At 55.9% G+C, this 20,920-nt stretch carries 18 protein-coding genes; 10 read left to right on the forward strand and 8 right to left on the reverse strand.

What is annotated here, in order from left to right:
* Positions 1 to 26 precede the first annotated feature (26 nt).
* Positions 27 to 905, forward strand: a complete 879-nt coding sequence (locus ACODTD_RS07180) for a putative phage abortive infection protein (RefSeq protein WP_489104659.1) — start codon at positions 27 to 29, stop codon at positions 903 to 905.
* An 87-nt stretch (positions 906 to 992) separates the two neighbouring features.
* On the opposite strand, the gene ACODTD_RS07185 is transcribed toward ACODTD_RS07180, so the two are convergent.
* From ACODTD_RS07185 to ACODTD_RS07195, 3 genes are all read right to left on the reverse strand, one after another.
* A complete protein-coding gene (locus ACODTD_RS07185) occupies positions 993 to 2,750 on the reverse strand; it encodes a UvrD-helicase domain-containing protein (RefSeq protein ID WP_489104660.1) in 1,758 nt (585 codons plus the stop codon).
* Positions 2,751 to 2,758: 8 nt separating this feature from the next.
* On the reverse strand, positions 2,759 to 4,858 hold the full coding sequence (locus ACODTD_RS07190; protein WP_489104661.1) for an ATP-dependent nuclease: 2,100 nt from the start codon (positions 4,856 to 4,858) through the stop codon (positions 2,759 to 2,761).
* A 367-nt stretch (positions 4,859 to 5,225) separates the two neighbouring features.
* Positions 5,226 to 5,657, reverse strand: coding sequence for a type II secretion system protein N (locus tag ACODTD_RS07195; protein WP_192561311.1), 432 nt, complete (start codon positions 5,655 to 5,657; stop codon positions 5,226 to 5,228).
* A 133-nt stretch (positions 5,658 to 5,790) separates the two neighbouring features.
* Here ACODTD_RS07195 and gspH point away from each other — a divergent pair, with 133 nt between their 5' ends.
* Entirely contained in the window at positions 5,791 to 6,243 is a 453-nt protein-coding gene (gene gspH / locus ACODTD_RS07200; RefSeq protein ID WP_011334577.1) for a type II secretion system minor pseudopilin GspH, read from the forward strand.
* Complete coding sequence (locus ACODTD_RS07205; protein ID WP_221614521.1) at positions 6,240 to 6,848, forward strand: type II secretion system protein GspJ; 609 nt, start codon at positions 6,240 to 6,242, stop codon at positions 6,846 to 6,848. The genes gspH and ACODTD_RS07205 overlap by 4 nt, the downstream gene beginning before the upstream one ends.
* Here the strand turns inward: ACODTD_RS07205 and ACODTD_RS07210 are convergent, their stop codons facing one another.
* The 3 genes from ACODTD_RS07210 to ACODTD_RS07220 are packed head-to-tail and all read right to left on the reverse strand — an operon-like array spanning position 6,849 to position 9,043.
* On the reverse strand, positions 6,849 to 7,787 hold the full coding sequence (locus ACODTD_RS07210) for a FecR family protein (RefSeq protein WP_163975562.1): 939 nt from the start codon (positions 7,785 to 7,787) through the stop codon (positions 6,849 to 6,851).
* A 33-nt stretch (positions 7,788 to 7,820) separates the two neighbouring features.
* Positions 7,821 to 8,372 (reverse strand): RNA polymerase sigma factor, encoded by a 552-nt coding sequence (locus ACODTD_RS07215; protein WP_011334580.1) that lies wholly within the window; start codon positions 8,370 to 8,372, stop codon positions 7,821 to 7,823.
* Positions 8,369 to 9,043: an STN domain-containing protein gene (locus ACODTD_RS07220; protein ID WP_201819328.1), complete on the reverse strand. Its 675-nt coding sequence runs from the start codon at positions 9,041 to 9,043 to the stop codon at positions 8,369 to 8,371. The genes ACODTD_RS07215 and ACODTD_RS07220 overlap by 4 nt, the downstream gene beginning before the upstream one ends.
* A gap of 195 nt (positions 9,044 to 9,238) precedes the next feature.
* On the opposite strand from ACODTD_RS07220, the gene ACODTD_RS07225 reads away from it, so the two are divergent.
* A complete protein-coding gene (locus tag ACODTD_RS07225) occupies positions 9,239 to 9,553 on the forward strand; it encodes a hypothetical protein (RefSeq protein WP_011334582.1) in 315 nt (104 codons plus the stop codon).
* Positions 9,554 to 9,629: 76 nt separating this feature from the next.
* On the opposite strand, the gene ACODTD_RS07230 is transcribed toward ACODTD_RS07225, so the two are convergent.
* Positions 9,630 to 10,070, reverse strand: a complete 441-nt coding sequence (locus tag ACODTD_RS07230) for a carboxymuconolactone decarboxylase family protein (RefSeq protein ID WP_011334583.1) — start codon at positions 10,068 to 10,070, stop codon at positions 9,630 to 9,632.
* Positions 10,071 to 10,268: 198 nt separating this feature from the next.
* Between ACODTD_RS07230 and pdxR the strand changes: the two genes are divergently transcribed.
* The 4 genes from pdxR (at position 10,269) to ACODTD_RS07250 (ending at position 13,722) form a co-directional block, all read left to right on the forward strand.
* Positions 10,269 to 11,705, forward strand: coding sequence for a MocR-like pyridoxine biosynthesis transcription factor PdxR (gene pdxR / locus ACODTD_RS07235; protein WP_489104662.1), 1,437 nt, complete (start codon positions 10,269 to 10,271; stop codon positions 11,703 to 11,705).
* Positions 11,706 to 11,825: 120 nt separating this feature from the next.
* Positions 11,826 to 12,119 (forward strand): putative quinol monooxygenase, encoded by a 294-nt coding sequence (locus ACODTD_RS07240; RefSeq protein ID WP_007959339.1) that lies wholly within the window; start codon positions 11,826 to 11,828, stop codon positions 12,117 to 12,119.
* 228 nt (positions 12,120 to 12,347) lie between these two features.
* Entirely contained in the window at positions 12,348 to 12,767 is a 420-nt protein-coding gene (locus ACODTD_RS07245) for a cupin domain-containing protein (RefSeq protein ID WP_041475570.1), read from the forward strand.
* 241 nt (positions 12,768 to 13,008) lie between these two features.
* Positions 13,009 to 13,722: an ATPase gene (locus ACODTD_RS07250; RefSeq protein WP_201819230.1), complete on the forward strand. Its 714-nt coding sequence runs from the start codon at positions 13,009 to 13,011 to the stop codon at positions 13,720 to 13,722.
* Positions 13,723 to 13,990: 268 nt separating this feature from the next.
* Here the strand turns inward: ACODTD_RS07250 and ACODTD_RS07255 are convergent, their stop codons facing one another.
* Positions 13,991 to 18,877 (reverse strand): NAD-glutamate dehydrogenase, encoded by a 4,887-nt coding sequence (locus tag ACODTD_RS07255; protein ID WP_489104663.1) that lies wholly within the window; start codon positions 18,875 to 18,877, stop codon positions 13,991 to 13,993.
* Positions 18,878 to 19,394: 517 nt separating this feature from the next.
* On the opposite strand from ACODTD_RS07255, the gene ACODTD_RS07260 reads away from it, so the two are divergent.
* Together ACODTD_RS07260 and ACODTD_RS07265 are read left to right on the forward strand one after the other, a co-directional pair.
* The gene (locus ACODTD_RS07260) at positions 19,395 to 19,748 is read left to right on the forward strand and encodes a hypothetical protein (protein ID WP_011334588.1); all 354 of its coding nucleotides are present in this window, start codon (positions 19,395 to 19,397) and stop codon (positions 19,746 to 19,748) included.
* Positions 19,749 to 19,959: 211 nt separating this feature from the next.
* On the forward strand, positions 19,960 to 20,919 hold the full coding sequence (locus ACODTD_RS07265; protein WP_011334589.1) for an AAA family ATPase: 960 nt from the start codon (positions 19,960 to 19,962) through the stop codon (positions 20,917 to 20,919).
* Position 20,920: the final 1 nt, after the last annotated feature.

Genomic DNA, 20,920 nt, shown 5'->3' on the forward strand with positions numbered 1-20,920 from the left:
TTTTTGACTGATAAAGGATGTCTCATATGTGGATAAAGCTACTGCAAACATGGAATAAACCTTATCAGTGGTTTGAGTCTTTCGTTAAACCTGGCGACGATCTAGGTGTTAAAGGGCTGTATCGAATTTTTGTTTTTGCTTTAGTGGTGGTATTGTCGATTTTTATAATCGACATTGGCTTAACGGCATACACATATAAATCTGAAGAGCCTAATCACGGTATTTTCGGCGATTTTTTTGGTGGCATTGCTAATCCATTTTTGACTTTTCTCACCTTTATGGGCCTGCTCTTAACGATAGTCGTTCAGAAAGTAGAATTGAGAGATTCCAGAGAGGAAATGCGGCGCTCAGCAGATGCGTTGAGTGAGCAAGTAGACGCTTTCAGGAAACAAAGTTTTGAGGTGACTTTCCTTAAAATGCTTGAGATACACTCCAATCTAACTCAGTCAATTGACTTGGTTTTATCCAAAACCAAAAAAACAGTCACCGGCTCGGACTGCATGGAACGATTCCACTCTAGGCTAAAAACAAAATATCGAAGCAGGTTTAGAGATGGCGGAAAGGAATTTCACATTACTACGCTTGAAGGCCTGGATGAGCTTAAAATTATGTATGCTGATTATTGGGAGCCAACTAGGAAAAACTTGCACAGCTGGCATGAAAGCCTATCTGTCATTCTAGGCTACATACAGTCCGAATCAAACTCGGTCGAACCGTACCTATCAATGGTTTCCGCCCAGCTTTCTGAATATGAAAAAATACTTGTTTTTTATCATGTTGCGCTTCATGACAAAAGTCGTTTAAGACCATTAGTTCTAGAACTTGGCTTCTTAAGAAACTTACCGACAGACCTACTACTGCATAAAAGTCACATGCATTTGGTGCCTACCGTGAGCTTTTTATAAGTTCTCTAGGTTTGGACATTAAAAAGGGGATTGGTTTATCACCTTGAAAACCCCTTTTTTCTCTAAAACAAATCTGCCCCGCTCTTCCTATAAATCATAACCATACTTATAGTTTTGTATAATTCCCGATGTCTGATAAGTACGTTTACCACTAGTCATACGCCCGCTCTCAGAAAATAAGTAAAGATTCTTTTTTGCCCTTGAAGCTATCACATATAGCATTTTCGATTCAGAATTTAAGCCAACATAATCCGGCCTATCAATTATATCGTTCCAATGTGGGATAAACCCACGAAGCAAACCATATGCAATTACGGTGTTATATTCCTCACCCTTCACACCATGACAGGTATTAATCACAACCCCAACCGATTCTTTGAAAAAACTCTTAAACACACATACATTATTTTCATATTGACCTTCATTAGCCTCAATATTTTTTATCGCCTTTTCAAAAAAAATATCATACTCATCCTTGAGTCGACCTGCTAGATCTAAACCAAGCCTGGACATCGTATAAACAAAACATTCAGACAAGTAAACAGTACCTACAATCTCTAATGAGAAAAATGAATTTATAATATACAGCAACTCCCTAGAGCTTCTATCAATTGCAAAGCCGAATTCCCTATCTAACTTTTCAAGTGCCTCTGACGCCCAACGGCTTCGAGTAGACACCAAACGTCCGGAGGGTTCAGTTAAAACAAGCTTTGCAATTAATAGCCAAAAATTGTCTTGCTGCCCATAAAACGGGGTAAGTGCCGGAGCATCAAACTTTACATCTGGAAGCAGCTTTATCAAGCTCCGAGTAATTGATCTAATATGGGCCCATTGAGGGGCTATCACACAAATCTCTCTTTCAGAGACACCTGAATCAATCGTCACCTGTATTATTTCTGCAATCACATCCGGCAACTGAGCTTTATATATAGAATTATTAAAGAATTTAATCACCCCACGTTCATTAGAGTATGAGGCCTTTGATACCACACCGTTTACCCCTCTAAAGTAAGAGAAATAATCAACCACACGCTGAGTAGATCGGTAGTTATCTTTAAACTCAAAAAGCCTGAGATTGGCCCCTTCAAACTCAACATTAAGCTCGTCAACATCTCTAGAAACGGCACCTATGTTTGTATATATCGCTTGATTTGCATCACCTACGATAAACAACTTCGGCTTTATTTGCCCTCCACCATAAATTTCTGACAATATCGCATATTGCAAATCGCTGACATCTTGAGCTTCATCAATGCAAATTAGCGGGAACAGTGAGCATAAAAGCTGGGATATTTCCTTGTTACTGGAAACAATTAGAAAAGCCAAGTATAAAACCTGATCAAAGTCAATTTTCTTATTAACTCTTAAAAATTGGTGATATTGATCCAATACCACCTCAGTTAATTTAGACTTATTATAAGCTCTCCCATAACGATCAAGCCTTGTATTTACGTCATCGTAAATTCCAACCCCGCATTCTTTTTTTAACCTAGCGAGAACTCTCTTTGACTCATATTCATCTATAATTGAATACCCATTTTTCGTCAAATCCAAATAAGCAGCATACGGTTTAATGATCCAGTCTAAGGCAAAAGAATGGATAGTCCCCGCCCAAAGCTTATTATGATCATACGTATGGTTGCTCTCAATTCTTGACCGCAACTCTTCAGCAGCACGATTAGTGAATGTTACAGCCAGTACCTTTTCTGTCCGAGAGGATAACTCGAAAACACCTTTTGCAATTCTTGCTGTTAACGCTCTTGTTTTGCCGCTACCAGGACATGCGGAAACATATGCATTCCCGCCATAAACTACAGCATTAGACTGCTCCAAACTCAATTCCATAATTTATATTACCGGCGCAACAAATTTATTAGGAGGCTCAAATCATCATCTGGGCAAACCCTTAAAAACTCATTTATACAAGATGAAGGATCTATCCTATTTTCCTTAAAAAATGCAATCGGCTTATCCTTATCTGCGAATATCGGCATCGGATTTCTCAAGCGATGCACACACATCTTGTACAAGACCTGCTCAGATAGCCGACCGCCACAAGCAAAAGCTATCGCAGCCAATATATAAGGTGGAATATAGACCCGTGAAGAAATTTTCTCCGCCAACAGTAGCGAAAACCACCCCTTTCCTACTTTTTCAGCTAATCGAAGTACTTCCTTTCCGTAGATACTAATATCTGAATTTGAGAGTTTGCTTTTTGACGCCGCTATATTAGCCGACTTACTGTATATTGAAGAGAGAACCTCAATGACCTCTAGAGAGTTATCCGCCATAATGAAATCAACTTCAAATGTATGCGTCGCATAAAAAGCATTAACATACACATTATCAGCGATTAAATCATCCAGAGCAGCCTTTCTCTGCTGTCCGGACTCCTGAGAGTTTCGGCAATCTCGCTGATATTCCGTATCATCTTCCGGATCCTCCGGAAGCACAACTATAGTTTTATCAAAATCCGTGATAATAGCGCAACACTTCCTGATTCTCTTATCATCAAATAGTTTTGAAATATGCTCAAAAAAGGCACTTTCCATATTTATCAAACTAATCCCCAGCTCATCTAAGGACACACCCAATACATTTTTAGCCAATGCAGGAATGATTATAAGCTCAGCATCCCCCTCAACAAGCACTACTCCCTTTGCGAATAGCAGTGTCGAACGTGTAGCATTTAAGTATCTTTCAATGCGACCACACTCTTTTTGCGAAATCCCATTTGCTGGCTGAAAAACATCAACCTCACCGCTCTCCAACCCTAAAATATTCATCTCTGAGATTTTTGCTACAGACGAAATATGCGTTGAATGTGTAGAAAGAAAAACTTGCGTCTTTCCGGTCGAATGCTTTTCGAATAGCGTCTTTTGTATATGAGTATGAATATGAGCTTCAGGCTCTTCGATAATCAAAAACTGACCAGCCTTTTCCGCCTCTTGCTTACGCTCATACTCAAGAAGCTTAAGTGCAATATAGATTAAATTAGCCCCGCCCAAGCTCAACTCACTCAAATCACCGCTATAGCCATCTATATAATTATCCCCAACTGTCAGCGATAATTTTTGCAATAACTTATCAAGCTCACTTGGCAGTGAAGACTGAATATCAATAACTGGCGAAAATGTATAACCAACCGTATTGTGCAGTGTATTTTGTATCCCTTTGGACAAGCTCTTTATTTGGTCCAGACTTGAGATCGCTCCGTTCAGTTCAGAGACCAATGTGGAAATCTCATCCGCTTCAACCCCATCAATCTCTGACTCAAGTCCTTTCAACAAAGAAAGCAGTGGGCTACTTCGATGGTTTTTTAGATCTGACACCACATCTCGGAGTGCTTTAACAAAAGTAAATGACACTTCCTCATGAATTGGATATATCTTTACCCCATAAGCATCAAAATTTAAATCTTCGGGATTAGGAAAAATATTTCTCTCAAAATCCCCAACCAACTCCTCATACGACTCCTTAATCAAAAAATTTGCTGTCGACCTTCCTGTAAATACCACTTCGTAATCATCGATAACAATACTATCTAATACCTTCTTCGCCTCATCAAAATCATCATTAGACTCGAACAATTTTTTTCTAACAATTAGATTTGGTCTAAAATAGTACGTTAGTGTACCTCGCCCTTCGCCCGCCATATGACCAATAAGGTGCTTTAATGTCTGACACCCTTCGTGAGCCGTTAACTCTGAAAAATCTATGGAAATAATTATCCAATGACCACGCCAGGAAGATAAATTTCGACAAAAATCAGCTTCGCATAACTTAACAACATTTCTAGGAAGGGTGTCATCTAAAAGGAGACGCAAAGTGTATAGAGCGTTAGACTTCCCCGAGCCATTTTCGCCCAATACAGTATTAACCCCCTTATTAAATACAAGTTCTGAGGCTAAAAAATTCCTGAAATTTCTAATTTTAAGAGAGCTTATATACATACAACCTTCCATGCCTAGAAGTGCTTTAACTGATTAGCGTCATTTTTCAGAGTCAGAACACACGCCATTTTTTCACAGCCCATCATTTGGAGTTTTTACTACCTGATGCGAAATGGGTAGTGGCTATGAGTTCTACATTCTTAGACTGTAATCAGTGTCGGCGCCAATTTCAGCAGAGAATTTTTTCTAAAATTACTCCTATCGATACAAGCCTTTAATCTATTGCGTGACTCTTCAAGGTGGAGCGTGATGGATTCCATGCATCATCTTGGCAAATTGCCGTAGCCTCACTGTGCCTTGATCTCCCACCAATCCAAAAACCCTTTACCCGGCTCAAACGTCAAAATAACTTCCTTTTCCCAGCAACTCACGGCCTAACCAACCTAGGCATCTCCACCCCCTCCCCCAACCTCTCCACCCCCAACCGCACCCTCTCCCCACCCTGCTCAATCACCACCCCATCCCCCTCCACCGCCACCAACTTCACCCCAGGACTCACCCGCTCCCCCTGCAAAAAGCTCCTCGGCGGTCCGTCGTTGAGGCTGAGTATCGCCACCGCCCCGCGACTCCCCGCCATCACCCCGCTGACCTTGATCTCCACCGGCGCCGTGCGATTGGAAAACCACTGCAACGCCGGGTTATCGCTGCGCGCGGCGAGCAATTGCGGCGTGGCCGCCGGGGTGTGGGATTCGGCGGTGGTCAGGAGCAGAGATGACCAGGTGGCGATGCCGACCAGGGCGGCGAGCAGTGCGGCGGCCTGGATGATTTGGGGGGGTGAAAAGCGTGCGGTGTATCTCATGGGCTGAATCTCCTTTTAGTCCCGGTGACCAGACTACGCGGCAATTCTCACGGTTTTATTTCACACGCCTTACATGTTGGCCGTGCAGGATGGTTTTTTGGGACGGGGCTGGACGCAAGGGAGTGCGCATTCGATGAACCGGTGCAGGCAGCAGGGTTTTACGCTGATCGAGTTGATGGTGGTGCTGGTGATCATCGGTATCGCCAGTGCGGCGATCAGTTTGAGTATCAAGCCCGATCCGTTGCAGTTGCTGCGCAAGGACGCCGAGCGCGTGGCGCAGTTGCTGCAGATTGCCCAGGCTGAGGCCCGCGCCGATGGGCGGCCGATTGCGTGGTTGAGCGATGGCAAGGGGTTTCGGTTCAGTCGGCGCAGTGACAGTGGCAAGGGTTTTGATCATTTCGATCGGGACCCGCAGTTGCGGCCGCGTCCCTGGCAGAGTCCGAAGCTGGAGGTGCGGGTGGAGCCCAAGCAGAAAGTGGTACTGAACGCGGAGTGGATCAATCCGCCGCTGCAGTTGACGCTGTCTGACGGGCTCAATCGGTTGAGTGTGCTGCGCGATGCTTCGGGCCGGATTAGCGTGCAATGAACAGACAACAAGGTTTTACGCTGATCGAGGTGATGGTCGCGATTCTGTTGATGGCGGTGGTCAGTCTGATTGCCTGGAAGGGGCTGGACAGTGTCACGCGCGCCGACAGCCATTTGCAGGCCAGTGGTGAGCAGAGCGACAGCCTGTTGCGGGCGTTGAATCAGATGCAGCGGGATGTGGAGATGCGCGCCGGGATCGAGCTGACGGAGCCGAAGAAGGTCGGCACCGAGGATGAACCGGCGACGGCGCCGCCTGCCGTTACGGTGCGCAGCAGTGACAGCAAGGGGTTTCGGCTGGACATTATTCGGAGTGCGGCGGATCAGCCGGGGGCGTTGCAGCGGGTGCGCTGGTGGCTCAAGGGGGACACGTTGTATCGCGCGGTGGCACCGGCGCGCAGTCGGTATCCGTTGCCGGCGCCGACTGCTGGGGTGGCGGTGTTGGGCGGGGTGAGTGATTTGCAGGTGCGGGTTTGGGAGGCGGACAAGGGGTGGCGGCAGTTGAGCGGGAATCGGCGGGAGGATCCGTTGGGGTTGGAGGTGCGGTTGACTCGGGAGACGGCGCAGGGGGTGGAGAAGTATCGGCAGGTCATGGGGCCCTTGCAGTGATCAGCTGAGGACGACTACGCCACCCGGCAACTCGGTGCATTTGACGCCGTAGGCATCGCGGATCAGCGCGCCTACGCCGGCCAGTTGGTCGAGGGAGAAACGTGCCTGAACCCGGCGTTGGCCGAGTTCGCGGTTGAGCAGCAGCAACATGCCTGGGCGATAGCGGTTGATCTCGTCGATCATCTGGCTGAGGGTTGCGCCGTTGAACACCAGCACCTGCTGCCGCCAGTTCATCACCGCTGCGGTGTCGACGCTTTGCACGGTGCCGACCTGTTGCGCGTCGTAGGTCAATTGCTGGCCCGGTTCCAGGCGCAAGCTGCGGCCTTCGACTTCCACATCCACCGCACCATCGAGGCAGGTCACGCACACCTGTTGATCGAGGTTGCGCAGGTTGAACCGCGCCCTGCTCGCCCGCAGCCAGCCGCCACCGGCCTGCATCGCCATCGGCAACCGCGCTGTCTGCACTTCGACTTCGCCGCTGACCAGTTCAAAGCCTTGCACGCCCTCATCCACCGAACGCTGGTTGATGCGGGTCTGGGTGTTCAATTCCAGGCTCAAGCCGTCGGCCGGTTCGACCCGGCGTTGCTGGCCGACTTCGGTGATGTAATCGGCGCCGAGCCCGGAGAACCCGCCCGGAATCGTGCCGCGTACCAGCAGGAATGCGGCCGATGCGGCAATCGCGCCGCCAAGAAACGCCCTTCGTCCAAACCGGCGTGGCGCCTGTGTCGCTTCCGCCGCCGGCTGCAGCAGATGCCACAAGGCCTTGCACTCTTCAAAGGCGCGGGCGTGTTCCGGGCTTTGCGCACACCACTGGCGCAGCGCTCGGGCGTCGGCGACCGTGGCGCGGCCGGAGGTCAGGAGGATCAGCCAGTCGCGGGCTTCGCTTTGCAGACGCTCGGCAGGCGTGGGCTCGGCAGGTGTCAGACGGAAGATGTTCAAACGCACAGGTACTCGACGGGTTGATCGGGAGCTTCATTCACTAGACGGTTTTCCGGCCCCGCGACCGAACCGCTGAAACACTTTTCTTTCCAGTTTGGCCGCGCAGTGTCCGAGGGCAGCCTTGATTTCCTTCTCGACCATGCGCGTGGAGATGCCGAAACGCTGGGAGATTTCCAGGTGCGGCGCTTCTTCCAGGCGTGCGGCGATGAAGATTCGTCGGCGCCTGGCCGGCAGCTCGTAGAGGGCGCTGAGCAGGGACTGGATTTCCTTCTGGCCGCCGACTACGCGCATCGGGTCCAGCGCTTCGTCGCTGACTTGCAGCAGTTCTTCGACTTCGCTGCCGGTGAGCAGCCGCGCATCGGCCTGGCGGCGGTCGGCGGCGATGTTCAGGGCCATGCGATAGAGGTAGGCGTTGGGCCGCAGCAGGTTCGGCGGCGCTTCCATGCGGTCGACCCGCAGGTAGGTTTCGTGCAGCACGTCGTTGGCGAGGTCCTCCGAGCCGAGACGGCGTCGCAGGCGCACCCGAAAGTCCTCGTAGGACGTCAGGAACAGCTGGACCATCGAACTTTGTCCGGCGTCTTTCATCCCCCGGAAACTCCTTCCCATTGTGTGCATTCCATGCGCTTTCCTGACGATTCGGGTAACAACAGCAACGTGACTGGCTGGCGCAATGCGCCGGGTGTGGGCCGGTCGATTTTGAGCGTGTGAAAACTGTCTACCAGCGCTGCATCGCGCCGAACATCGCCGGTCGAGGTCACCAACCGGTTGTGCTGCACCACGCCGTCGCGACCGATCCACAGTTGCAACACCGCGCGAAAACTGCCGGGCCGGGTCAACGGCGAGCGGCACAGGTTGCGTTCAATCGCGGCCTGCACCGCTGTGGCGTAACTGCGGTTGACGGCAGCGCTGGCGGGGGTCGGTTTCTCCGCCGGCATCGGCACGTCCTCGACTTGCGCCACTTGCAAGGTGAACGCGTCGTCGCGGCTGTACTTGGCCATCAAGCCGCTGCCGCCGAGCATTCGGCGCAACGCTTCGGCAGCGGTGAATTCGCCATCCACCGCCAACGAACGTCGACCGCGACTCAACTGGCTGTCGACCAGCACCGCCATGCCGGTGGCGCGGCTGAACTGTTCGAGGGCGCGGGCCAGTTCCTGGGCCGGGATGTGCAAGGTCATGCGCATCGTCGCCGGCACCGGGTCGGCGCTGGCGCGGCTCAGAAACAAGCCAAGCAGCAGCCCCAGACAGAGCTGGCGCATGAGCGCTGAGCGCACAACATCCTCCCTGGCACGGCCTCGCTGCACGGCTGATGTATCCCTGAAAACCGTCATCCTGAGGGCTGTTTATGAATCTGGTGTGACGGCCACTGCAAAAAAACCATCACGGGATCGGCGCCGCCGTTGCACTAGACTCTTGAGCCAGAGCGGCCCCTTCGGGCCGGCCAGGAGGCAGGCATGAAATCAGTCTGGAAAGTCGTCTTCGGCGGGTTGTTGCTGATGGCGTTGGGCAGTGCGCACGCGGAGGAACCGCTGGGCTGCGTCGAGGTGACGGTGGGTGGCTACAAGGCGCCGAATTACGATTGCCTGAGCCAGCAGATGGGCAACAATCCCAATGGCGCGGCGGCTGCGCAGAAGAATCAGGAAGCGATGAATGTGCCGGTCAACAAGCGTCCGCCGAATCAGGTGGGGCTGGCAACGCCGGCGGCCACGAGTACGCGGATGGGCAACACGTTTGGTACGTCGGTGAAACCGCAGCGGCCGCCGAACTAGCTTTCACTTGATCGTTCCCACGCTCCCGCGTGGGAACGATCAGCGTGTAGAGGGCGGAGCGATTGATGGCTCGTGATCAATCGCTGGGAATCTGGCGGAAGCTCACCGCCAGCCTATTCCAGCTGTTGATGGTGCTGACGGCAATGGTCAGGTCCACCAGTTCCGTCTCGTTGAACTGTTCCCGCGCCTGCTGGTAAACATCGTCGGGCACCCGGCTGTCCGCCAGCAGCGTCACCGCCTCGGTCCAGGCCAGCGCCGCCCGCTCGCGCAGGTTGAAGAAGCCGCTGTCGCGCCAGACCGCGATGGCGTACAGCCGCCGATCCGTCTCCCCGGCCCGTCGCGCTTCCACCGAATGCATGTCGGTGCAGAACGCGCAGCCGTTGAGCTGCGAGGCGCGGATCTTGATCAGGTGCAGCAGCGGCGGTTCGATGCTCAGGTTGCTGGTCAGCGCTTCCAGGCCAATCATCGCTTTCATGGCTTTGGGTGATGCGCTGTAGTAATCCAGACGCGGTGACATGGGCGGGCCTCGGGCAGCAGAAGAGTGATTTCACGGTAAGCGCTGGCTCGGCAAGGTTACAGCCCCAATTCTGCGAAAAAACGGAAGACCACTGAACCGGAGGCCAATTCACGGTTTTTCAAGCACACAACTTCTGCCCCGCCCGCATTCGGGAGTAATCTGGCCGGCACACTCAATCGCCCGGAGCGCCCCCTCGCAATGGAACTTCATGTCGTGATCAATGGCCGCAAGGACCTGGCCGGTCAGTTGTACCAGCAACTGCGCGGCGCCATTGAATCCGGGCGCCTGACCGCCGGCACCCAGTTACCGCCCAGCCGTTTGCTCGCCGAGCAATTGGGGATCTCGCGCAAGACCATTTCCGACACTTACGCGCAGCTCACTTACGAGAATTTCCTCACCGGCGTGATCGGCAAAGGCACTTACGTCAACGCCCGCTCGACGCCGGTACAGCGCAAGCAAAGCCATTCCGAACTGGCCAGTTCCGAGGTGATCGAGAGCTGGCGCAATCTGCCGGTGTTCCTGCGCCATCCGACGCTTGAGGGTTCGCTGCGTTATGACTTCATCGGCGGCGCCACCAGCAAGGGCCAGTTTCCCCATGATGACTGGCGCCGCTGCGTCTCTCACGCACTGCGGCAGATGGCCCATTCCAAAGGCTTCTATAGCGTGCCGGAAGGCCTGCCGGCGCTGCGCAATGCGATTGCCCGGCACATCGCGTTTTCCCGTGGCGTGAACTGCCAGGACGAGGACATCGTGGTCTGCAACGGTGCGCAACAGGCGCTGGACCTGATCACCCGCGTGCTGATCCGCCCCGGCAGTCTGGTGGCGATGGAAGATCCCGGCTACCCGCCGGCGCGGCTGCTGTTCGGCACTCACGGGGCGACGGTGGTCGGCGTGCCGGTGGATGCGGAAGGGATTCAGGTCGAGCGGATTCCCGAGGGCACGCGGCTGATCTATGTGACGCCGTCGCACCAGTTCCCGCTGGGCATGCCGATGAGCCAGGCGCGACGCGAAGCTTTGCTCGCGCGGGCCCATGAGCTGGGCGCGATCATCATCGAGGACGACTATGACAGCGAATTCCGCTACGAGGGCCGCCCGACCGATTCGCTGCACAAGCTCGATCAGCGCGGCATCGTCGCCTACGTCGGCACCTTCTCGAAAACCTTGCTGCCGGAGCTGCGGCTCGGCTACGCGATCCTGCCGCCAGCGATCCTCGAAGCGGTGATCCGCGCCAAGCAGCTCACCGACCTGCACGCCTCCACCCTGCCCCAATGGGCGCTGGCCAAGTTCATCGCCGAGGGCTGCCTGCTCAAGCACATCCGCCGCTGCCACACCATTTATGCCCAGCGCCGCGAGCGGATTCTGGCGCGCATGGCCACCGACCTGTCGCCGTGGCTGCAAGCCGTGCCGCCCAGCGCCGGTTTTCACATGGCGGTGTTCTGCAAGGTCCCTATCGATTTGCCGCTGGTGATCGAACTGGCAAAAAAGGTCGAAGTCGGGCTGTACGCCATCGATGGTTTCTATTATCAGCAGCCGGCCAAAAGCGGGATGTACTTCGGTTTCGGCGCCATCGAGACGCTGGACATCGATATCGCGCTAGACCGCCTGCGCGACATTCTGCAACAGGTCGCTGGTTAGATTGGACTAAACGATTAACCGCCGATTGGTTATTGGTGATCCGGGGGTGCAGGCCTATCCTGCACAAGCGTTATCCCTCAATGAGCAGGATTCGTCCGGCCTGATTCAGGAGTGTGAGCAATGTCCAACGAAGTGATCAACACCGTACAGGTGCAGGCTGCCGCCGGCCGATCGGAGGAGCTGGGCAAGCAGTTGCAGAAGATCGTCGAAACCCTGCGCGAAACGCCGGGCTGCGATTCCTACATGGTCGACCGCTGCCCAGAGGACAGCCACCGCTGGACGGTCAGCGCCCGCTGGCAGTCGGAAGCGGCAATGCAGGCGCATTTCAATCGCCCGGAAGCCCAGGGCTTCATCGACCTGATCGACAGTCGTCTGGCCAATAGCGTGGATTTCAACTCTTTTCCAATCGTTTGACTTACTGACGCCATCGCTGGCAAGCCAGCTCCCACAAGGTTTGTATCGTTCACAAATCATATGAACGACACAAAAACCTGTGGGAGCTGGCTTGCCAGCGATGGCGTATTTGAATGCGCTGAAATCCCCCAGATTGGTCACCCAAACTTCCCGAACATTGGCCGTTTGAATACCCCGGCACGCGGACTACTGTGATGACCGACTCCCCCACTTCATCAGGTGATCACCATGAAAGTCCTGCACTTGCTTGCCGCCCCGCTCGCCGCTCTGGCCCTCACCATCAGCGCTTCGGCACTGGCCCACGGCACCGATTCGCCGTCCGAGAAAATCTCGGTGCTGCAGGACCAGATGCTGAAAAACGTCCCGGGCAAAAAAGCCATGATGATCGAAGTCGACTACAAACCCGGCCAGTCCTCGATCGCCCACAAACACGACGGCACCGCCATGGCCTACGTGCTCGAAGGCGAGATCGTTTCCCAGGTCAAGGGTGAGCAACCGATCACCTACAAGAAGGGCCAGTACTGGTACGAGCCGGCCGGCTCCGAGCATTTGATCTCGAAAAACGCCAGCAAGAGCAAGCCGGCCAGGTTGCTGGTGTTCATGGTGCTGTCACCCGACGAGCAAGTGCTGATCCCATTGAAAAACTGATGGTTGTTTAACCAGCCATAAATGAAAGGCGGAAATTTTTGATTTGCGCCTTTTTTATTTCACGCGGCAATTAATCAAAAATGCTTACAACCAATAAAACTATGACATGACAGTCATTCAGCAAATTGTCAGGTTGTTTTCGTTTTGGCGGGAGTAGTCTGAGGCGACTGTCGCCGGTTCTATTTAATCAACCTCGACACCTCTGACTTTCCGACTGAAGTTGCTTCACGGGAGACTCACCATGAAACTTGCCTTTGCCAGTACCTTGGCGATATCAGTTTTAGCGTTGTCCGCCTGTTCTGTTCCTACCGCTCCGAAAGCGGTTTCCTCTCTCGACACGCTATTCACCCAACCGGTGGGACGCAGCAGCGCCACCCAGGTGAAAAGTGGTCCCGGTGTCTCATTGGGCGTGATCTACAGCCCGAGCACCCAAACCAACCGCGACTACCTGCGCAACTACCAGGCCAATGCCGGCACCGGTTTCGGCCAGAGTTTGCTGGTGCAGCCGATCCACGACGCCTACGTCGCCACCTCGAAACCGGACATGGCGGTGGATTGGGTCAAAGCTTCGCTGCAACGTCAGTTTGGCTCGGTGACGGTGTACCCGGACATGCAGAGCCTGCGTGCGGCCAATCCGGATGTGGTGGCGGTTGTCGATACTCACAGCCAGTTGATTACCTCGCGCAGTTCGAACATCAAGGCGGATGTGAGTGCGGATTTTTATGATGGGAAGTTCAACTATATCGGTACGGCCAAGGGGTCTGAGGCAAAAGAATTGACGCCGGTGTGGGCGGACTTCAAGCGTTCAAAGGAGATTGTTGCGGATATTAATCAGCAACAGGAAGTTCAGGTTCGGGCGTTGCAGAAGTTTGACCAGTCGCTCAGTAATTTGCTGACCAGGCCGGCAGGTAATGTGTCGATGCTTGATAGTAAACAACTACATAAGTTGCAGTGACTGTCAGGCCGCTGCCCTCACCCTAGCCCTCTCCCGGAGGGAGAGGGGACTGACCGAGGTGTTTGTTAGAGTTACGCCGACGTGAAATACCGAGTCGAACTCAAGTTTCGAAAAACACACAAATCGGCTCCCTTTCCCCCTCGCCCCATTGGGGAGAGGGCTGGGGTGAGGGGCTGGATTTGTGCAGCAACACACAAATACCGCCAAACAACAGGCATAAAAAAGCCCCGCCTCTTTCGAGAGCGGGGCTTTTTCATTCAACGGTTACTCAAGCAAGCTCAAGCTCCGCAGTCGCCGCAGCAGGCACAACTGCCTGACCGCTCAGCGCCACGTCGTTCAGCTCACGGTTGGCCACCGCGTACATGGCGTAGTCGGTGCCGCTGGCGGCACGGATTTCCACCAGCATGGCGCGCCAGCGTTCGATCATGGCGTCGTTCTGCTTCATCCACAGTGCCAGACGGGTTTCCACGTCCGAATCACCGCCACCCGCTTGCAGAACGGCGATGGTAATCGCGCGTTGCTGCCAGTCGACGTCGTCGCGGAACGCTTCGCGGGCCAGGGCCTGCCAGTTATTTTCAACCGGCAAGGCGCTGATCTGCGAAATGTACCAGGTGATGTCCAGCGCGCTGCCCACGGCGAAGTACGCCTTGGCCACTTCGGCTGGATCCTGACCGGTCACGTCCGCCGCTTCGATGATCGGCAGCAGCGTGTAGAGGTGGGTCGTCCCCGCCACCATACGCGCCAGCAGTTCCGGTACACCGGCGGCGACGTACGCCTGATAACGCTCTTGCCAGTTTTCGCGGATTTCGCCGCTCAGCAGCTCGTCCAGTTTCAGGCCGAGCTCTTTGAGGTGCGGACCGAAATGCGCGACGTCACGGGCAGCGTTCTGCTCGTTGCGGCGGGCACGCAGGAACCAGCGCGTAGCGCGACGGCCCAGACGCATCAGCTCGTCCATCAGCTCCAGTTGCACGTCAGCGGAGACCTGGTAGTCCAGCGCTTCGATCTGACGGAACCAGTGTGGGAGATGGAAGATGTCACGCACGATCACGTAGGCGCCAGCCACGTTCGCCGGGGTCATGCCCGTGGACTCTTTGAGTCGCTGAACGAAGGTGATGCCCATGTGGTTGACCAGATCGTTGGCGATCTGGGTGCTGACGATCTCGCGCTTGAGGCGGTGACGACGCATAGCTTCGGAGAACTTGCTGACCAGGGTCGGCGGGAACGCCGTTTCCATGTCGCGGGTCAGGTAGTCGTCGTCCGGCACCAGGGAGCCCAGCAGCTGCTCCTTGAGGTCGATCTTGCTGTACGAGATCAGCACCGACAGCTCAGGACGGGTCAGGCCATGACCTTCGGCAACACGTTCGGCCAGTTGCTCTTCGGTCGGCAGGAACTCGATGGCGCGATCCAGCTTGCCACGGCCTTCCAGGTCGCTCATCAGACGTTTGTACTCGGCGATGCGCGCATAAGCGCGGCGGGCCGCCAGGGACAGGGCCTGAGTCTGCTTGTAGTTGTTGCCCAGCACCAGACCACCGACTTCGTCGGTCATGCTCGCCAGCAACTGATCACGTTGCTTGCCAGTCATGTCGCCGGCCTGAACCACTTCGTTCAGCAGGATCTTGATGTTCACTTCGTGGTCGGAGCAGTCCACGCCACCGGCGTTGTCGATGAAGTCGGTGTTGGAACCGCCGCCATTGAGACCGAACTCCACACGACCCAATTGGGTCATGCCGAGGTTACCGCCCTCGCCCACCACTTTGCAGCGCAGTTCGTTGCCGTTCACGCGCAGCGCATCGTTGGCCTTGTCGCCGACATCGGCGTGACTTTCGGTGCTGGCTTTGACGTAGGTACCGATACCGCCGTTCCACAGCAGATCCACCGGCGCCTTGAGCAAGGCGTTCAGCAGTTCGGTCGGGGTCAGCTTGTCGGCCTGGATGTCGAAGCGCTCTTTCATCTGTGGCGAGATGGCGATGCTCTTCGCGCTGCGCGAGAAGATGCCGCCGCCTTCGGACATGATGCTGGTGTCGTAGTCGGACCAGGCCGAACGCGGCAGGTCGAACATGCGCTGACGCTCGGCGAAGCTGGTGGCCGGGTTCGGGTTCGGGTCGATGAAGATGTGCAGGTGGTTGAATGCGGCAACCAGTTGCAGCTTGTCGGACATCAACAGGCCGTTACCGAACACGTCACCGGCCATGTCGCCCACGCCGACCACGGTGATGCTGTCTTCCTGGACATTGATGCCGCGCTCGCGGAAGTGGCGCTGTACGCCGACCCACGCGCCCTTGGCGGTGATGCCCATTTTCTTGTGGTCGTAACCGGCCGAACCACCGGACGCGAACGCGTCACCCAGCCAGAAGCCGTAGTCGATGGCGATGCCGTTGGCGATGTCGGAGAAGGTTGCAGTGCCCTTGTCCGCCGCGACCACCAGGTACGGGTCATCGTCGTCATGCCGCACGACGTTGGCCGGCGGAACCAGTTTGCCGTCCTTCAGGTTGTCGGTGATGTCCAGCAGACCCGAGATGAAGATGCGGTAGCAGGCGATGCCCTCGGCCGCGATCTCGTCACGGCTGCCGCCCAGTGGCAGGCGACGCGGCAGGAAGCCGCCCTTCGCACCCACCGGCACGATGACCGAGTTCTTCACTTGCTGGGCTTTTACCAGGCCGAGGACTTCGGTACGGAAGTCTTCTTCACGGTCGGACCAGCGCAGACCACCACGAGCAACGTTGCCGAAGCGCAGGTGCACGCCTTCGACGCGTGGCGAGTAAACGAAGATTTCGAACTTCGGCACCGGTTTCGGCAGTTCAGGAATCAAGTGCGGGTTGAACTTGAAGCTGAAGTACGACTTGTTCTGGCCGTTGGCGTCGGTCTGGTAGAAGTTGGTCCGCAGGGTCGCTTTGATCAGGTCCAGGTAACGACGCAGGATGCGGTCTTCGTTGAGGACTTGAACGTCGTCCAGCGCGGTCAGGATGGCCTGTTCCAGACGTTGTTGCTTGTCGTCCAGATCATCGCTGCCCAGCTTGCGGGCCAGGTAGAAACGGGTCTTGAACAACCGGGTCAGTTCGCGAGCGATGTCGGTGTGGTTGTTCAGGGTGCTGGCGATGTAGCCGAGGTCGAAGCCCAGGCGGATCTGCTTCAGGTAGCGGGCGTAGGCACGCAGCAGCGCCACGTCGCGCCATGGCAGGCCGGCGGTCAGCACCAGACGGTTGAACGCATCGTTTTCGGCATCGCCACGGACGATGTGGACGAACGCGTCCTGCAGGGTGTCGTTGAGTTGCTGGATGTCCAGGTCCAGGCCTTCGGCAGCGGTGAACGCGAAGTCGTGGATCCAGAACTCGCGGCCGTTGGTATGACGCAGGCGGTACGGGAACTCACCCAGCACGCGCAGGCCGAGGTTTTCCAGGATCGGCAGCACGTCGGACAGGGCCAGCGGGGTATCGGCGTGATACAGCTTGCAGTGCAGCTCGCGTGGGCCGGAGGCCAGCGGCTGGTAAAAGCTCATGGCCAGCGGCTTTTTCTCGCTCAGATTGAGCAAGTGCTGCATGTCGACCACGGCCGAATGCGCTGCGAAACGCTCGCGGTAGCCGGCCGGGAAGCCTTTCGGGAAGTCGGCCAACACGTTGGTGCCGTTGGCTTCGCCGAAGGTTTCAACGGTCAGGGCAGCGTAGTCGTCCTGCCAGCTGCGGCAGGCCTGGATCACTTCGTTTTCCAGTTGCAGCGGGTCGATGTCGATGCGGTTTTTCGGGTCGACGCGCAAGATCAGTTGCACGCGGGCCAGCACGGACTCGGAGAAGAACGTCCAGAATTCGCAGTCGGAGGCTTTCAGGCGCTCCATCAGCACTTGCTGGATCTTCTGGCGAACTTCGGTGGAGTAGATGTCACGCGGCACGTAGGCCAGGCAGTAGCAGAAACGACCGTACGGGTCTTTACGCAGGAACACGCGGATCTTGTTGCGTTCCTGGATCTGCACGATCGACATCACGGTGCTGAACAGTTCGTCGACCGGGGTCTGGAACAGATCGTCACGCGGCAGCACTTCCAGAACCTGAGCCAGTTCCTTGCCCAGGTGAGCCTTGGCCTGGAAGCCGGAGCGACGCTCGATTTCCTCGACCTTGCGGCGGATGAACGGGATGACACGCACGCTTTCGCCATACACCGACGAGGTGTACAGGCCCATGAAGCGGTGTTCCTTGATCACTTTGCCGTCGGCATCGATTTCGCGGATCGACACGTAGTCCGGGTAGGCCGGACGGTGCACGCGGCTCGGATGCGCCGCCTTGGCGAACGACAGCAGTGTCGGTTCGCGCAGGTACTTCACGGCATAGTCTTCGATGTGGCGGTCTTCGTTGGTCAGACCGGTGCGCAGCATCTTGGTCAGGCCGAGGAAGGAGTTCTGGTCGTATTCGATGTGGCCGCCATCGGCCTGATCGACAACGGTGAACTCTTCGTAGCCGAGGAAGGTGAAGTGGTTGCCCACCAGCCATTCCAGGAAGCTCTTGATTTCATTCTTTTCGTCGGCATCGACGGCGAATGCGCTGTTATCGAGCTTGGTGAGGATTTCCTGCACCTTGGCCTTCATCGGCTCGAAATCGGAGACCGCGACGCGGACTTCACCCAGGACCTGCTCCAGTTCCTTGGACAGCACATTCAATTCGGCCGCATTGGCGCAGCGGTCGATTTCCAGGTACATCAGCGACTCGTGCAGAACGCCTTCGCCGGTGGTGCCTTTTGGCAGGATTTCCAGCAATTCGCCCTTGCTGCCACGACGCACGCTCAGCACGGTGGTCTGCAGGGTGTGGATGCTGTAGCCGCGACGGTTCAGCTCGGTACGCACCGAGTCCACCAGGAACGGCAAGTCGTGGTGCAGCACTTCGACCGCGGTGTGGGTCGACTGCCAGCCGTGACGTTCGTAATCGGGGTTGTAGACGCGCACTTGCGGTTGCGCGTGATCGAAGCGCTCAAGCAGGCGCCACGCAGAGAGAGTACAGCCAGCGAGGTCGGAGAGGCGACGTTGGGTCAGCTCGTCCAGGGAAATGATGCCGAAGAATTGTTCAGCGAACAGCGCCACTTGTGGCAGTGCCTGTTCACTGATGTGCTGCGCCAGTGCCGCTTGCAGTTGGTGCTGGAAGTCGGCTTTGCTGGCTGCGGTGAAGAACGCCATCTGTGGTACTCCGCTTGGGCTTGTTATTGATGGAAAGCGTCGCGTGCAAAACCCCTTTCGGGGCGTTCCGTCGCCCTGTTCCTGAATCTCGGGCAGAGGAAACAGGGTGACAGGTGGGTGAAGCTGGACGAGACACTCAGGTCACATTCACCTTCCATGAATGGGCATCTGCAAAAACGACTGCCGGGCGCCGCTCGCGGGGCCATGGCAATGCCTTTACGGGTGCTCATCCGTTGCGCAGCTTAATGGGTGCGACAATGTGTCTGCTTGCGGTGCTGCGACATATTCGGTCATTGGCACGTAAACAAAGGCCTGCGCATCGGTAAACACTAGCATTCATGGGGCGGAACGCCGGTCTGAATGCCCGTTTTTACGGTACAGGCGTGCCAGGAATGACCATTGATCTGTGTCGCGTTCACGACACATCCTCTGACACTCTCACATGCAGAAATTCCCGGGGGCTGGCAGAATCGCGCCCAATTGCGACCAACAAGCCCGCCGAGGCAGGAATTCCCCCATGCAAATGACCACCGCCCTTTTGATCGTCAACCCGTGCGACGACGAAGAAGACAACATGGCCATGCTCTGCTGCCACAGCGACAAGGGCGACATGTTCCTGATGAGCCGCTATCCGGACGAGGACGAGCTGGAGATCACCCTGGATGGCGAGCCGTCGACCCTTGATGGCGTCAAGGTCACCCTGAGCAAGACTCTGCTGAAGATCGAAATCGCCGCGGCGGATGCCGATGCGTTGAACGGGGACGATGTGCTGGAAATCACCTTCAATCCGGACATGGTGGATCTGGCTGAGGTTGAGGAAACCCTGAAGAACATTCTGGATGGTACTGGCACCTATATCAGCCAGATTTGATCGCGTCTGGGCCGGCCCTTTCGCGAGTGAAAGGGCCCGAAAGCACACCGCACCTCCCCCGCCCTACAAAATTCCAACAATTGCCCCGGTCATTTCCCGCACTTTGCGCAAAATGCCGTTAGTCGCCACCCCCTGCGATGGATTAAAGTAACGCCCCCAGCCCCGGCGTTATCCGAACGCCTGTGGCCTCCCTTTCCAGGAACAGTCATCGATGGAACATCGTGAAGCGCTGCTGGCGCTGCGAACCTTTCTTTCAACGCAGATTCTCGGCCAGGAAAAACTCATCGAGCGCTTGCTCATCGCCCTGCTCGCCGACGGCCACATGCTGGTCGAGGGCGCTCCAGGTCTGGCCAAGACCAAAGCGATCAAAGAGCTCGCCGAGGGCATAGAAGCCCAGTTCCATCGCATCCAGTTCACCCCGGACCTGCTGCCCGCCGACATCACCGGCACCGAGATCTATCGCCCGGAAACCGGCAGCTTCGTGTTCCAGCAAGGCCCTATCTTCCACAACCTGGTGCTGGCGGACGAAATCAACCGCGCCCCGGCCAAGGTTCAGTCGGCGTTGCTCGAAGCGATGGCCGAACGTCAGGTCAGTGTCGGGCGTAGCACTTACGAGTTATCGCCGCTGTTTCTGGTGATGGCCACGCAGAACCCGATCGAACAGGAAGGCACCTATCCGCTGCCCGAAGCCCAGCTCGACCGCTTTCTGATGCACGTGAAAATGGGCTTCCCCGACGCTGCCGTCGAACGCCGGATCCTGCAACAGGCCCGGGGCGAAGCCCTGAACGGCGAAACCAAGCCCGAACGCCGAGTCAGTCAGCAAGCGATCTTCGCCGCGCGCAAGGAAATCCTCGGCCTGTACATGGCGGACGCCGTGGAGGAATACCTGGTGCAACTGGTCATGGCCACACGCAACCCGGCCAAGTTCGACCCGGAAATGGCCGAATGGATCGCCTACGGCGCCAGCCCGCGTGGCTCCATTGCCCTCGACCGCTGCGCCCGCGCCCACGCCTGGCTGGCCGGTCGCGACTTCGTCAGCCCGGAAGACATCCAGGCTGTGCTGTTCGACGTGTTGCGTCACCGCATCATTCTGTCGTTCGAGGCCGAAGCCGCTGGCATCGACCAGGATCGGGTGGTGCAACGGATTCTCGACGTCGTAGCCGTCGCTTGAC

The sequence above is a fragment of the Pseudomonas sp. FG35 genome, assembly GCF_057809295.1.